This is a genomic window from Paenibacillus sp. FSL H7-0942, assembly GCF_045040715.1.
Taxonomy (GTDB): Bacteria; Bacillota; Bacilli; order Paenibacillales; family Paenibacillaceae; genus Paenibacillus; species Paenibacillus amylolyticus.
The window spans coordinates 6,157,122-6,172,342 of sequence record NZ_CP150279.1 but is presented as its reverse complement, the minus strand read 5'-3'; the positions used below and the strand labels follow the sequence as shown (position 1 = coordinate 6,172,342).

11 protein-coding genes are annotated in these 15,221 nt (G+C 45.4%); all 11 read left to right on the top strand.

Annotated elements, in window-relative coordinates:
• Positions 1–36 precede the first annotated feature (36 nt).
• Entirely contained in the window at positions 37–396 is a 360-nt protein-coding gene (rplL, locus tag MHI48_RS27165; protein WP_017692065.1) for a 50S ribosomal protein L7/L12, read from the top strand.
• Between the two features lie 96 nt (positions 397–492).
• Positions 493–1,113, top strand: a complete 621-nt coding sequence (locus MHI48_RS27160; protein ID WP_074096568.1) for a class I SAM-dependent methyltransferase — start codon at positions 493–495, stop codon at positions 1,111–1,113.
• 394 nt (positions 1,114–1,507) lie between these two features.
• Positions 1,508–5,053: a DNA-directed RNA polymerase subunit beta gene (gene rpoB, locus MHI48_RS27155; protein ID WP_036607171.1), complete on the top strand. Its 3,546-nt coding sequence runs from the start codon at positions 1,508–1,510 to the stop codon at positions 5,051–5,053.
• Positions 5,054–5,166: 113 nt separating this feature from the next.
• Positions 5,167–8,781, top strand: coding sequence for a DNA-directed RNA polymerase subunit beta' (rpoC, locus tag MHI48_RS27150; RefSeq protein WP_036607173.1), 3,615 nt, complete (start codon positions 5,167–5,169; stop codon positions 8,779–8,781).
• Positions 8,782–8,985: 204 nt separating this feature from the next.
• Entirely contained in the window at positions 8,986–9,237 is a 252-nt protein-coding gene (locus tag MHI48_RS27145) for a ribosomal L7Ae/L30e/S12e/Gadd45 family protein (protein WP_036607175.1), read from the top strand.
• Between the two features lie 150 nt (positions 9,238–9,387).
• The gene (gene rpsL, locus MHI48_RS27140; protein ID WP_017692070.1) at positions 9,388–9,810 is read left to right on the top strand and encodes a 30S ribosomal protein S12; all 423 of its coding nucleotides are present in this window, start codon (positions 9,388–9,390) and stop codon (positions 9,808–9,810) included.
• A gap of 87 nt (positions 9,811–9,897) precedes the next feature.
• Positions 9,898–10,368, top strand: coding sequence for a 30S ribosomal protein S7 (gene rpsG, locus MHI48_RS27135; RefSeq protein ID WP_017692071.1), 471 nt, complete (start codon positions 9,898–9,900; stop codon positions 10,366–10,368).
• Between the two features lie 49 nt (positions 10,369–10,417).
• Positions 10,418–12,496, top strand: a complete 2,079-nt coding sequence (gene fusA, locus MHI48_RS27130) for an elongation factor G (RefSeq protein WP_036607177.1) — start codon at positions 10,418–10,420, stop codon at positions 12,494–12,496.
• A 95-nt stretch (positions 12,497–12,591) separates the two neighbouring features.
• The gene (gene tuf / locus MHI48_RS27125; RefSeq protein WP_017692073.1) at positions 12,592–13,782 is read left to right on the top strand and encodes an elongation factor Tu; all 1,191 of its coding nucleotides are present in this window, start codon (positions 12,592–12,594) and stop codon (positions 13,780–13,782) included.
• Between the two features lie 436 nt (positions 13,783–14,218).
• On the top strand, positions 14,219–14,527 hold the full coding sequence (gene rpsJ, locus MHI48_RS27120) for a 30S ribosomal protein S10 (protein ID WP_017692074.1): 309 nt from the start codon (positions 14,219–14,221) through the stop codon (positions 14,525–14,527).
• 46 nt (positions 14,528–14,573) lie between these two features.
• The gene (rplC, locus tag MHI48_RS27115; RefSeq protein ID WP_017692075.1) at positions 14,574–15,197 is read left to right on the top strand and encodes a 50S ribosomal protein L3; all 624 of its coding nucleotides are present in this window, start codon (positions 14,574–14,576) and stop codon (positions 15,195–15,197) included.
• The last annotated feature ends 24 nt before the right edge of the window (positions 15,198–15,221 follow it).

Genomic DNA, 15,221 nt, shown 5'->3' with positions numbered 1-15,221 from the left:
ATTTAAAAAAATAATATTATATATGGAGGTTCACTCATGAGTAAAGAGCAAATCTTGGAAGCAATCAAAGGCATGACTGTACTGGAATTGAACGATCTTGTTAAAGCAATCGAAGAAGAATTCGGCGTAACTGCTGCAGCTCCAGTAGCTGCTGCAGGTGCAGTAGCTTCTGCTGAAGCTGAGCAATCCGAGTTCGACGTAATCTTGACTAGCGCTGGTGCTTCCAAAATCAACGTTATCAAAGCAGTTCGCGAAATCACAGGTCTTGGCCTGAAAGAAGCAAAAGAATTGGTTGACAACGCTCCAAAAGCATTGAAAGAAAAAGTTGCTAAAGAAGAAGCAGAAGCGGTTAAAGCTAAGCTTGAAGAAGCAGGCGCTTCAGTTGAAGTTAAATAATTTAGCTATTACAAGCTAAATGAACAAAACAACAAACCCCTTGACTTATATCAAGGGGTTTGTTGCTGTAATTGTAAATGGAAAGTGAGTGAGGGCATGTCCAATCATTATTATTCGGACAAACCGCAAGTGGCGCATGATCGCAGAGCAACTGAAGCGGTTCTTCGCGGATTCAGTCTGCGATTCGTGACGGATGCCGGTGTGTTTTCCAAAAACGGAATCGATTATGGCAGCAGAGTATTGATTGATGCGATAGAGTTGCCATCAGGGGCTCATGTTCTCGATGTGGGCTGTGGATACGGGCCAATGGGTCTTACAGCAGCCAAACTTGTACCGGATGGGCATGTCACCATGATCGATATCAACGAGAGAGCCGTTGAACTTTCCAGGGAAAATGCAAAAGCGAACGGAATTAACAATGTTACGGTATTGCAAAGTAATCTACTGTCTGAAGTGAAAAAGCAAGATTTTGACGTTATCCTAACCAACCCGCCTATACGGGCTGGGAAAGAGACGGTTCATACTATTTTCGAACAGGCACATCGCCATCTGAAGGTAGGCGGTTCGTTGTGGATTGTCATTCAGAAGAAACAAGGAGCACCGTCAGCGAAAGCGAAATTGGAATCTTTGTTTGGAAGAGTGGAAGAAGTGACGAAGGATAAAGGCTATCGGATTTTCAAAGCGGTGAAATCGGAAGAGGTATCTACTAAAAGCTGAATCCGAGTTTGTAAAGTAAGCAGGGGATCATTTTTTTTGCAATAGGACTATTGACTTGAAATTCAGGTCGTGGTATAGTTGTAAAATGTCAGTATTAAGATGCCCTACTTGGCTTTAGCTAACTAAAAATGTCAACCTTTTTTTACGCCGAACGGGCTTATTATGCCTACGTTTGGCGTATAATATGTACATTTTGGGCAAACTGGGGATAAGAATGATTTGGAAAGACATCCGCCGATCAAAGTTGCTCTTTTTTCGAACGACATTTCGAGTAAGGGCTTTTCTTTATTTGTGGATGCATTGCTTTGCTCTGTATGTGTACCATTATAAGGTTACAAACAGAGGTTCGCAACGAAATTTTTAAAGTGAGTAGACATTGAGGGGTGAGTTTAAGTTGGCAGGACATCTTGTTCAATATGGTCGACGCACTCGGCGCAGTTATGCACGAATTAACGAGATACTCGAAGTTCCGAACCTGATTGAAATCCAACAAAAATCCTATGATTGGTTTTTGGAGGAAGGGTTGCGCGAAATGTTCCAGGATATCTCGCCGATCCAGGATTTTACAGGTAACTTGATTTTGGAATTTATCGATTACAGTCTCGGTGAACCGAAGTATACAGTAGACGACGCAAAAGAGCGTGACGTTACGTATGCAGCACCGCTTCGGGTCAAAGTCCGGCTCATTAATAAGGAAACCGGCGAAGTCAAAGAGCAGGAAGTATTCATGGGAGATTTCCCGCTGATGACCAACACGGGCACATTTATTATTAATGGTGCGGAACGGGTTATTGTCAGCCAGTTGGTTCGCTCTCCTAGCGTTTACTTCAGTACCAAAGTAGATAAAAACGCCAAAAAAACGTATACCGCTACAGTTATTCCTAACCGCGGCGCTTGGTTGGAACTGGAGATGGACGCGAAGGATGTTGTTTATGTCCGGATCGACCGTACACGTAAAATACCGGTTACGGTTCTCCTGCGTTCACTTGGTTTTGGCACAGATGCTGAGATTCTGGATCTGCTCGGTAATGACGAATATATCCGCAACACACTGGACAAAGACAACACGGATTCCACGGAGAAAGCACTCATTGAGATCTATGAGCGTCTTCGTCCGGGCGAGCCGCCAACGCTGGATAATGCGAAAAGCTTGCTCGTAGCACGTTTCTTTGATCCAAAACGTTATGACCTGGCTAATGTAGGTCGTTACAAAATGAACAAAAAGCTTCACATCAAAAACCGTTTGTTTAACCAGCGTTTGGCTGAATCACTTGTTGACGCTGAAACAGGCGAGATTATTGCTGAAGCAGGTCAAATGGTGGATCGTCGCTTGTTGGATGAAATCATGCCGTATCTGGAGAAGAGCGTTGGTTTCCGCACGTATCACGTGGGTAACGGTGTTCTGGATGCTAATGATGTTCCTATGCAAACGATCGATGTATTTTCACCAACAGAAGATGGTAAAGTAGTCAAACTGATTGCCAATGGAATCATTGACAAGTCCGTTAAAAACGTGACGCCGGCGGATATCATTTCGTCCATCAGTTATTTCCTTAACCTTCTGCAGGGAATTGGTAGCACGGATGATATTGACCATCTGGGTAACCGTCGTTTGCGTTCGGTGGGTGAACTCCTGCAGAATCAGTTCCGTATCGGTTTGTCCCGTATGGAGCGTGTGGTTCGTGAGAGAATGTCCATTCAGGATGCTAACGTAATTACACCACAGGCATTGATCAACATACGTCCTGTTATTGCATCGATTAAAGAGTTCTTTGGTAGCTCTCAGTTGTCACAATTTATGGATCAAACGAACCCGCTGGGTGAGTTGACACATAAACGTCGTTTGTCCGCACTCGGACCCGGTGGTTTGACACGTGAGCGCGCAGGTATGGAAGTGCGTGACGTCCATCCATCCCACTATGGCCGTATGTGTCCAATCGAGACGCCAGAGGGACCAAACATCGGTTTGATCAACTCCTTGTCTACGTTCGCCCGTGTGAATGAATATGGCTTCATTGAAGCTCCATATCGTTGGGTTGATCCGAAGACAGGTATTGTAACCGAGCAAATTGATTACCTGACAGCGGACGAAGAGGACAACTATGTTATCGCGCAAGCGAATGCGAAGCTGAATGAAGATAGTACATTTGAAGAAGAAGCGATCATTGTACGTTATAACAAACAGTCGGATAACATCCTTACGATGCCGAGTGAGCGCGTTGACTACATGGACGTATCTCCTAAGCAAGTTGTATCCGTCGCTACAGCGCTTATTCCGTTCCTTGAGAACGATGACTCCAACCGTGCGCTCATGGGATCAAACATGCAGCGGCAGGCCGTTCCACTTTTGATTCCTAAAGCACCTCTTGTGGGAACAGGTATGGAACACAAAGCCGCGAAAGATTCCGGTGTATGTATTGTCTCCGATTATGACGGAATTATTGAACGATCTACTGCGAACGAGATTTGGGTCCGTCGTGTTGAAGAAGTGGACGGTCAGGAAGTTAAAGGCGATATCGTTAAATATAAATTACACAAATTTATGCGTTCGAACCAAGGAACATGCATTAACCAACGTCCGATTGTCAAAAGAGGTGTCGCTGTCAAAGCTGGTGATATCCTCGCTGATGGTCCTTCAACGGAAATGGGTGAATTGGCTCTGGGACGTAACGTTGTTGTTGCCTTCATGACTTGGGAAGGTTACAACTACGAGGATGCGATCTTGCTCAGTGAAAAACTCGTTAAGGAAGATGTATATACATCCATCCATATCGAGGAGTATGAGTCAGAAGCACGTGATACCAAGCTTGGACCTGAAGAGATCACACGTGATATCCCTAACGTTGGGGAAGAAGCGTTGCGTAACTTGGATGAGCGCGGTATTATCCGCATCGGTGCTGAGATCAGTGCTGGCGACATTCTGGTTGGTAAAGTAACACCTAAGGGTGTAACAGAGCTGACAGCAGAAGAACGTCTCTTGCATGCGATCTTTGGTGAGAAAGCACGTGAAGTACGTGATACTTCCTTGCGTGTACCACATGGTACTGACGGTATCGTAGTAGACGTGAAAGTATTTACCCGTGAAAACGGTGATGAGCTGCCTCCAGGTGTTAACCAACTCGTTCGTGTATATATCGCTCAAAAACGGAAAATTTCCGAGGGTGATAAAATGGCCGGACGTCACGGTAACAAAGGGGTCGTGGCCCGCATCTTGCCGGAAGAAGATATGCCTTTCCTGCCAGACGGTACACCGGTTCAGATCGTTCTTAACCCACTGGGCGTACCTTCCCGGATGAATATTGGTCAAGTACTCGAGGTTCACTTGGGTATGGCGGCGATGCAACTGGGTATTCACGTAGCAACTCCTGTATTCGACGGAGCGAAGGAGTATGACGTCTTCGATACGATGGAAGAAGCGGGTATGCAACGTAATGGTAAAACTGTCCTGTATGATGGTCGTACAGGTGAAGAGTTTGAACGTGAAGTTACCGTAGGTGTCATGCACATGATCAAACTGGCACACATGGTTGATGATAAGATCCATGCCCGTTCTACAGGTCCTTACTCACTTGTTACGCAACAACCATTGGGTGGTAAAGCTCAATTCGGTGGACAGCGTTTCGGGGAGATGGAAGTATGGGCGCTTGAGGCATACGGTGCTGCTTATACACTGCAAGAAATCTTGACTGTTAAATCCGATGACGTTGTTGGTCGGGTTAAAACGTATGAATCCATTGTCAAAGGTGAGAATGTTCCGGAACCAGGTGTTCCTGAATCATTCAAAGTATTGATCAAAGAGCTGCAAAGCTTGGGTATGGACGTTAAGATTTTGAGTGAAGATGAGCAAGAGATTGAAATGAGAGAAATGGACGATGAAGATGACGCTGCGAGCGATAAGCTCAGCCTCAACCTTGAGGGTACAGAGGTCGGAGCGGAATAAACCGCTTCGAGCGCATGATGACCGGCGTTTTTCATCAGGCTCACGTCTTGCTCCGGCTTCGGCCGGAGTGGGCGTAACCTAGATTACAGGAATTGGTTAAGGAGGGTTGCTCCTTGTTGGACGTCAACAATTTCGAATACATGAAGATCGGGCTTGCTTCCCCAGAGAAAATTCGTTCTTGGTCCCGCGGAGAAGTGAAAAAACCGGAAACGATCAACTATCGTACGTTGAAACCGGAAAAAGAAGGGCTGTTCTGCGAAAAGATTTTTGGCCCTACAAAAGACTGGGAATGTCATTGCGGTAAATACAAACGCGTCCGTTATAAAGGCGTTGTCTGTGATCGTTGTGGCGTTGAAGTAACACGTGCGAAAGTACGCCGCGAACGGATGGGCCACATTGAGCTCGCTGCTCCGGTATCGCATATCTGGTACTTCAAAGGTATTCCGAGCCGTATGGGTCTTGCTCTGGATATGTCTCCAAGATCTCTTGAAGAGATTATTTATTTTGCATCATATGTTGTAACTGATCCAGGAGAAACTCCACTGGAGAAAAAACAGCTGTTGTCCGAGAAAGAATACCGCAGCTACCGTGAAAAATACGGCTATGGTTTCCATGCTGGCATGGGCGCAGAAGCGGTTAAAAAATTACTTCAAGACCTTGACATAGACAAAGAGCTCGAGTTCCTGAAAGAAGAGCTCCGGACTGCGCAAGGACAACGTCGTAATCGTGCAATCAAACGTCTGGAAGTTATCGAAGCATTCCGCAACTCCGGCAACAAGCCAGAGTGGATGATCATGGATGTACTTCCTGTTATCCCGCCGGAACTTCGTCCAATGGTACAGTTGGATGGTGGACGTTTTGCAACGTCTGACCTGAATGACTTGTACCGTCGTGTAATCAACCGGAATAACCGTCTGAAACGTCTGCTTGATCTGGGCGCGCCAGATATTATCGTGCAAAATGAAAAACGGATGTTGCAGGAAGCTGTTGACGCATTGATCGATAATGGTCGTCGTGGACGCCCGGTAACGGGTCCTGGTAACCGTCCATTGAAATCTCTCAGCCACATGCTGAAAGGTAAACAAGGACGTTTCCGTCAAAACTTGCTCGGTAAACGGGTTGACTATTCTGGTCGTTCCGTTATCGTTGTTGGACCTTACCTGAAAATGTATCAGTGTGGTCTGCCAAAAGATATGGCACTTGAATTGTTCAAGCCTTTTGTTATGAAAGAGCTTGTAAATAAAGGGCTTGCCCACAACATCAAGAGCGCAAAACGTAAAGTTGAGCGTGTAAGTCCTGAAGTATGGGATGTTCTTGAAGAAGTAATCAAGGAGCATCCGGTTCTGTTGAACCGTGCCCCTACGCTTCACAGACTCGGTATTCAAGCATTTGAACCGATTCTCGTTGAAGGTAAAGCAATTCGTCTTCACCCGCTCGTATGTACGGCATACAATGCCGACTTTGACGGTGACCAAATGGCCGTGCACGTTCCCTTGTCCGCTGAAGCTCAAGCGGAAGCACGTATCCTGATGCTTGCATCGGGTAACATTTTGAACCCTAAAGACGGTAAACCGGTTGTTACTCCTTCCCAGGATATGGTGCTTGGTTCTTACTACCTTACTATGGATAACAAGGAAGAAAAGGGCACAGGTATGATCTTGCGTACAGTTAACGAAGCTGTATCGGCATACCAACGTGGTACTGCTGGTCTGCATGCGCGTGTAGCTATTCCGGTTAAGGCGCTTGGTAAAACAAGCTTCACGGAAGAACAACAAGAAGGAATGTTGCTGACAACTGTCGGTAAAATTATCTTCAATGAAATTTTCCCGGCAAGCTTCCCGTATATCAATGACGCGACTCGTGCTAACCTGTACCAAGGTACTGCAGATCACTCATTTGTATATGAAAAAGGTGCTGATCTCAGAGAAGCTATTATGAATGCTCCTCTGGCTGGCGGTGTCGGTAAAGAATACCTCGGCTCCATCATTGCACGTTGTTTTGAAATTTATCACACAACGGAAACAGCCGTTATTTTGGATAAAATCAAACAACTTGGTTTCACATACTCTACACGTGCCGGTATTACGGTTGCGGTATCTGATGTTATCGTTCCACCTGAGAAGTTTGAAATTCTTAGACAATCTGAGGAAAAAGCACAAATCGTTACGAATCAGTACCGTCGTGGTCTGATTACGAATGAGGAGCGCTATGACCGTATCATTGATATCTGGTCAAAATCCAAAGATGACATCACTGAGATTCTGATGAAGTCCATGGATCGTTACAACTCGATCATGATGATGGTAGACTCCAAAGCACGGGGTAACAAATCGCAAATCACCCAATTGGGCGGTATGCGTGGTCTGATGGCCAACCCATCCGGTCGAATTATCGAACTCCCAATCAAATCGAACTTCCGTGAAGGTCTGACGGTACTCGAGTACTTTATCTCCACTCACGGAGCGCGTAAAGGTTTGGCGGATACAGCCCTGCGTACAGCCGATTCAGGTTACCTGACTCGTCGTCTCGTAGACGTAGCCCAAGACGTAATCGTGCGTGATGATGATTGTGGTACAGATAAAGGCTTTACGGTAAGTCGTATCCAGGATGGTAAAGAGGTTATCGAAGATCTCTACGACCGTATTGAAGGCAGATACTGCTTCGAGACACTTCGTCATCCGGAAACGAAAGAAATCATTGTAGGTCGCAATGAATTAATTGACTCCGATAAAGCAGAAGCGATTATCAAAGCAGGTATTACTAAACTGCAAATCCGCTCCGTCCTCAGCTGCCGTGCAAGTCATGGTGTCTGCAAGAAGTGTTATGGTCGCAACCTCGCGACTGGTAAACACGTGGAGATTGGTGAAGCAGTTGGTATTATCGCAGCACAGTCCATTGGTGAGCCAGGAACACAGCTTACAATGCGTACGTTCCATACCGGTGGTGTAGCCGGAGACGATATTACGCAAGGTTTGCCACGTATCCAGGAGTTGTTCGAAGCTCGTAATCCTAAGGGTCAAGCAACGATCAGTGAAATCGATGGTGTGGTTAAAGAGATTCGCGAAGCGAAAGATCGTCGTGAAATCGAAATTCAAGGTGAAGCGGAATCCAAAGTATACGCCGTTACCTACGGTTCCCGTGTGCGCGTAAGCGAAGGCGCGGAAGTTGAAGCGGGTGACGAGTTGACAGACGGTTCCATTGATCCAAAAGAGATGTTACGGATTAAAGGTATACGTGGTGTACAAAACTACATTCTGCAGGAAGTACAACGCGTATATCGTAACCAAGGCGTAGAAATTAACGATAAGCACGTTGAAGTTATGATCCGTCAAATGCTGCGTAAAATCCGTATCGTAGATGCAGGAGATACAACGCTGTTGCCAGGATCGTTCGTGGATATGCATGAGTACGAAAGAGCTAACAAAATTGCGATTCTTAGTGATAAAGAGCCGGCGGTTGCTAAACCAATCCTGCTCGGTATTACGAAAGCATCTCTGGAAACAGACTCCTTCCTCTCGGCGGCTTCGTTCCAAGAAACTACACGTGTATTGACAGATGCAGCGATCAAAGGTAAAGTCGATCAGTTGCTCGGTCTGAAGGAAAATGTAATCATCGGTAAATTGATTCCTGCAGGTACAGGTATGCACCGTTACCGCAGCATCAAATTTGCTGAGCCAGAAGATGGCCAATCTTCAGTAGAAGAACTTGAGCCAGTTTCGGTTGATTAAATATATTTCTCCTCATTAGAGGAGAGTGAAAGTTTTGTGCGTCAGGAGACGGACGTTTGTATGATACAGGCGGACGAATCCTGATGTACGTAAACTTTTAAAAAATGTTTTAGGATTAGCATTGACAATGCTTGCGCTAGATGCTAATATATCAAAGGTGCGTGGGCAGCTGATTGTACATGGTTCTATTCGGAGGAATACACAATGTCTAATGAAAAAGCCTTGCAAGATGCTCATGTCAAAATAGGTACCAAACAGACCATGCGGATGGTGCAGACAGGTATGGCTTCTGAAGTCTATGTCGCAGAAGATAGTGATCCGCAGCTTACTTCCAAAATCATTGCTTTGTGTGAACAACACAATGTAAAATGCACGAAAGTGGATACAATGAAAAATCTCGGCAAGGCTTGCGGGATTGGAGTAGGAGCAGCTATGGCTGCTGTCGTAAAATCATAGGGTAAGGAACGTTTTTGTCCGAGAACTTTTAAGGATTCTCCAAGGCAAAAACTTTTCATTTGTCTTTTTATGAACCGCCTGGGTCTGTGGACTTAGTGCAAAGAGGTTTGTAAAGAAACATGAATATTTGAGGAAGGGGGTGGCAATCACATGCCAACTATTAACCAACTGGTTCGTAAAGGACGTCAAGCAAAAGTTGAGAAGTCAAAATCTCCAGCTTTGCAAAAAGGATTCAACGCTTTGAAACGTGAATCTACTAACATCAGTGCCCCACAAAAACGTGGTGTCTGCACTCGTGTAGGTACAATGACTCCACGTAAACCAAACTCTGCACTTCGTAAGTATGCCCGTGTTCGTTTGACGAACCGTCTCGAGGTTACTGCTTATATCCCGGGAATCGGACATAACCTTCAAGAGCACAGTGTGGTATTGATCCGCGGAGGTAAAGTTAAAGACCTTGCAGGAGTTCGTTATCACATCGTTCGTGGAGCTCTCGATACTGCTGGTGTAAACAACCGTATGCAAGCTCGTTCGAAATACGGCGCTAAGCGTCCAAAAGCTAAAAAAGCCTAAACTATTATAGGCAGATAGCCTGAAAGCCTTCTGGTCTAAGTCTGGAAGGTACAGGATCTGCTGAACAAGAAAGAAAGGGGGATATCCATGCCACGCAAAGGTCCAGTTACGAAAAGAGACGTTCTGCCTGATCCGTTATATAACAGCAAGTTGGTTACTCGTTTAATCAACCGCATCATGATCGGCGGAAAACGCGGTGTTGCTCAAAGCATTCTGTATAATGCGTTCAAGTTGATTCAAGAACGTACGGGTAATGACCCTATGGAAGTATTTGAAGCAGCAATCAAGAACATCATGCCAGTCCTGGAAGTTAAAGCTCGCCGTGTCGGCGGTGCCAACTACCAAGTACCAATCGAGGTGAAACCAGAGAGACGTACTGCTCTGGGATTACGTTGGCTCGTGAACTACTCCCGCAACCGCGGTGAGAAAACAATGGAAGAGCGTTTGGCGGCTGAGATCATCGACGCTTCCAACAACACAGGTGCTTCCGTTAAAAAACGTGAAGATACGCACAAAATGGCTGAAGCGAACAAAGCGTTTGCTCACTACCGTTGGTAGGATTCAGTTCACAATAAAAAAACTTCAATTTTGAAGGGAGACCCATTTCATGGCTAGAGAGTTCTCCTTAAAAAATACACGTAATATCGGGATCATGGCTCATATTGATGCGGGTAAAACCACGACAACTGAGCGGATCCTGTTTTACACAGGACGTACGCACAAAATCGGTGAAGTACACGAAGGCGCTGCGACAATGGACTGGATGGAACAGGAACAGGAGCGCGGAATTACGATTACTTCCGCTGCAACTACCGCTGCTTGGAAAGGCCACCGCGTTAATATTATTGATACCCCGGGACACGTTGACTTCACTGTTGAAGTTGAACGTTCCCTTCGTGTATTGGACGGAGCAGTTGGTGTATTCAGTGCGAAAGAAGGCGTTGAGCCTCAGTCCGAAACCGTATGGAGACAGGCTGACAAGTACGGCGTACCTCGTATCGCATATGTAAACAAAATGGATATCATCGGTGCTGACTTCCTGAACGTTGTATCTGACATGCGTGATCGCCTTCAAGCGAACGCTGTTGCGATTCAACTTCCAATCGGCGCTGAAAATGATTTCAAAGGTATCATCGATATCGTTGCACAAAGAGCTCATATGTACAAAGATGACCTTGGTCAAGATATCGAAGAAACCGACATTCCTGCAGAGTTTGCAGATCAAGTTGAAGAACTTCGCAACGAGTTGATTGAGCGCGTTGCTGAACTGGATGAAGATTTGACAATGAAATACCTGGAAGGCGAAGAGATCACAATTGATGAGATCAAAACCGTACTCCGTAAAGGTGTTGTAGATGTTAAGATCTTCCCAGTTATCTGTGGATCCTCATATCGTAACAAAGGTGTTCAACTGATGTTGGATGCTGTTATCGACTACTTGCCAGCTCCAACAGATGTTGCATCGATCACGGGACATCTTGAAGATGGAACTGAAGCAATTCGTAAGTCATCCGATGAAGAGCCATTCTCCGCATTGGCATTCAAAATTATGACTGACCCTTACGTTGGTAAATTGACATTCTTCCGCGTATACTCTGGTGTTCTTCAATCCGGATCATATGTATTGAATGCCACTAAAAACAAACGTGAGCGTATCGGTCGTATCCTTCAAATGCATGCGAACAGCCGTCAAGAAATCACTGTAGTTTACTCCGGTGATATTGCAGCTGCCGTAGGTTTGAAAGATACAGGTACAGGTGATACACTATGTGATGAGAAAAATCCGGTTATCCTGGAGTCAATGAACTTCCCTGATCCGGTTATCGAAATCGCTGTTGAACCTAAAACCAAAGCTGACCAGGATAAACTGGGTGTTGCTCTCGGTAAGTTGACTGAAGAGGATCCAACTCTTCGTGCTCATACTGACGAAGAAACAGGCCAAACGATCTTGGCAGGTATGGGTGAGCTTCACCTTGATATCATCATCGACCGTATGCGTCGTGAGTTCAAGGTTGAAACTACTGTGGGTAAACCACAAGTAGCTTACCGTGAAACATTCCGTGCTCCAGCGCGCGTTGAAGGTAAATTCGTACGTCAATCCGGTGGTCGTGGTCAATACGGTCACGTATGGGTTGAATTCGAACCTCTCGAGCCGGGTACAGGCAGCCAGTTCGAAAGTAAGGTTGTCGGTGGTTCCGTACCAAGAGAATACATTCAACCTGCACTGTCAGGGATTGAAGAGCAAATGAAAAACGGCGTTATTGCAGGCTTCCCGCTTGTTGACGTTAAGGCTACAATCGTAGACGGATCTTACCATGATGTCGATTCCAATGAGATGGCATTTAAAATTGCCGGATCTATGGCGCTTAAAGCGGCTAAAGACAAGTGTAAACCAGTTCTGCTTGAGCCTATCATGAAAGTAGAAGTAACTGTTCCAGAAGAGTACATGGGTGACGTAATGGGTATGTTGAACTCCCGTCGTGGCCGCATCGAAGGTATGGATTCCCGTAGTGGAGCTCAAATCATCCGTGCTAAGGTACCTCTGTCTGAAATGTTTGGTTACTCTACAACTCTTCGTTCCGGTACTCAAGGACGCGGCGTATTCTCCATGGAACTCTCTCACTATGAAGAAGTTCCTAAGAGCATCGCTGAAGAAATCGTTGCCAAAACAAAAGGCACCGAGTAGTTTTCTCACACTGGATGCAAGTGCATAAGAATTAAATTCGGAGCACTTCATTCAGTGAAAACATAAAATTATAATTTTAAGGAGGCCACGTTCAAATGGCAAAGGCTAAATACGAACGTAATAAACCCCACGTTAACATCGGTACTATTGGTCACGTCGATCACGGTAAAACAACTCTGACTGCTGCAATCACAACTGTATTGTCCAAAACTTACGGTGGTGCTGCAATTGCATTCGACCAAATCGACAAAGCTCCAGAAGAGCGCGAACGCGGTATCACAATCTCCACATCACACGTTGAGTACGAAACTGACACTCGTCACTACGCTCACGTTGACTGCCCAGGTCACGCCGACTATGTTAAAAACATGATCACTGGCGCGGCTCAAATGGATGGAGCTATCTTGGTAGTATCCGCAGCAGACGGCCCAATGCCACAAACTCGTGAGCACATCTTGCTCTCCCGTCAAGTAGGCGTACCTTACATTGTTGTATTCTTGAACAAATGTGACATGGTTGAAGACGAAGAGTTGTTGGAATTGGTTGAGATGGAAGTTCGCGACCTTCTTAACGAATATGAGTTCCCAGGTGACGATACTCCAATCACTCGTGGATCCGCTCGTGAAGCTCTGGCAAACCCAGATGGCGAATGGGCTCAAAAAATCGTTGAGATGTTCAAAGAGATCGACACTTACATCCCACTGCCTGAGCGTCAAACTGACAAGCCTTTCTTGATGCCTGTCGAGGACGTATTCTCCATCACTGGTCGTGGTACTGTTGCTACTGGCCGTGTAGAGCGTGGTACTGTTAAAGTCGGCGAAGAGATCGAAATCGTTGGTATCACTGAAGAAACTAAAAAATCCGTTGTAACAGGCGTTGAGATGTTCCGTAAATTGTTGGATTCCGCTCAAGCGGGTGACAACATCGGTGCATTGTTGCGTGGTGTTGACCGTACTCAAATCGAGCGTGGTCAAGTACTTGCAAAACCAGGTTCTGTTAAGCCACACACAGAATTCACAGCTCAAATCTACGTTCTGACTAAAGAAGAGGGCGGACGTCACAAACCATTCTTCACTGGTTACCGTCCACAGTTCTACTTCCGTACAACTGACGTAACAGGCATCATCAACTTGCCTGAAGGTACTGAAATGGTAATGCCTGGTGATAACATCACTGTTACTGTTTCCCTGATCTCCCCAATCGCGATTGAAGAAGGAACTAAATTCTCCATTCGTGAAGGCGGACGTACAGTAGGTGCCGGTTCCGTAGCATCTATCCAAAAATAATTCGGCTTAACGCTGAATAAAGCATATGTAACAGTGTACTGGAACGAGTAACATTGTATTGTAACGAAGCTTCGGAAGAGTTCTTTATCCGACATCGGATAGAGAACTCTTTTATTATGTTTAAAGTTCGGAACCTGCGTCATACGAAATGAACATCATTTACGTGTTTAGAAGGATTGGCAAGGCAGCCTGGATATTGAAGATTAACACTGCAATAAACGAAGTCATTTCATCAGAAAAGATAAGTTTAAATGTTTTTCTTAAATATGCTTGCAATACGCCTATCTTTTCTATATAATAATGAATGTTGTTCTGTGACGTTGCGATGATGTGAGAGGTTACTGGCACACCCGGCCCCTTTGCCATGGGAGAGTGGCTAGAAAATTTTCACGGAGTATGTCCGATAAAAAATTGGGCGATAGAAGGAGGGACTAAAATGGCAAAGCAAAAAATTCGTATTCGTTTGAAAGCTTACGACCACAGAATTCTTGATCAATCCGCGGAGAAAATTGTTGAAACAGCAAAACGTTCGGGTGCTGGTGTATCCGGTCCGATTCCGCTTCCTACTGAAAAACAAATCATTACTATTCTTCGTGCGGTGCACAAGTACAAGGATTCTCGGGAACAATTCGAACAACGTACACATAAACGTTTGATCGACATCGTTAACCCGACTCCACAAACTGTGGATGCCTTGATGCGCTTGGATCTGCCGTCCGGTGTAGATATCGAAATTAAATTGTAATATAAGCTACAACAAAGACCATGTATAAAGGAAAAGAGGTGTCAACATGAAAGCAATCTTAGGAAAAAAACTCGGAATGACTCAAGTATTTACTCCTGAAGGTAACGTCGTTCCAGTAACGGTTATCGAAGCAGGCCCTTGTGTTGTTTTGCAAAAGAAAGACATTGAGAACGATGGCTACGAAGCAATTCAAATCGGTTACTCCGATAAGAAAGAGAAAAATGCTAACAAGCCAGAAGCAGGTCACGCTAAAAAAGCGAACACTGCCCCTAAGCGCTACGTTCGTGAAGTTCGCGGTATCAACATCGCAGAATATGAAGTTGGCCAAGAACTGAAAGCTGACATTTTCGCTGAAGGCGAATTCGTTGACGTAACGGGTATTTCTAAAGGTAAAGGTTTTGCCGGCGTTATCAAACGTTGGGGACAAAGCACTGGACCTATGTCACACGGTTCGCGTTACCACCGTGGCCCTGGTTCAATGGGTTCGATCCAAGCTAACCGCGTTCCTAAAGGCAAACGCCTGCCAGGACACATGGGACATGACACTATTACAATTCAACGTCTTGAAGTAGTTAAAGTAGACGCTGAGCGTAACGTGTTGCTCGTGAAAGGTTCCATTCCTGGACCGAAAAACAGTCTCATTAGAGTTAAAGAAACGGTGAAAAAATAACCACTGAAGAAAGGAGGAACACAA

What these genes read in the sequence shown, in the direction of transcription:
- rpsJ (WP_017692074.1), top strand. Translation starts at nt 14,219, where the DNA reads ATGGCAAAGCAAAAAATTCGTATTCGTTTGAAAGCTTACGACCACAGA.
- MHI48_RS27145 (WP_036607175.1), top strand. Translation starts at nt 8,986, where the DNA reads ATGTCTAATGAAAAAGCCTTGCAAGATGCTCATGTCAAAATAGGTACC.
- rplC (WP_017692075.1), top strand. Translation starts at nt 14,574, where the DNA reads ATGAAAGCAATCTTAGGAAAAAAACTCGGAATGACTCAAGTATTTACT.
- tuf (WP_017692073.1), top strand. Translation starts at nt 12,592, where the DNA reads ATGGCAAAGGCTAAATACGAACGTAATAAACCCCACGTTAACATCGGT.
- fusA (WP_036607177.1), top strand. Translation starts at nt 10,418, where the DNA reads ATGGCTAGAGAGTTCTCCTTAAAAAATACACGTAATATCGGGATCATG.
- rpsG (WP_017692071.1), top strand. Translation starts at nt 9,898, where the DNA reads ATGCCACGCAAAGGTCCAGTTACGAAAAGAGACGTTCTGCCTGATCCG.
- MHI48_RS27160 (WP_074096568.1), top strand. Translation starts at nt 493, where the DNA reads ATGTCCAATCATTATTATTCGGACAAACCGCAAGTGGCGCATGATCGC.
- rplL (WP_017692065.1), top strand. Translation starts at nt 37, where the DNA reads ATGAGTAAAGAGCAAATCTTGGAAGCAATCAAAGGCATGACTGTACTG.
- rpsL (WP_017692070.1), top strand. Translation starts at nt 9,388, where the DNA reads ATGCCAACTATTAACCAACTGGTTCGTAAAGGACGTCAAGCAAAAGTT.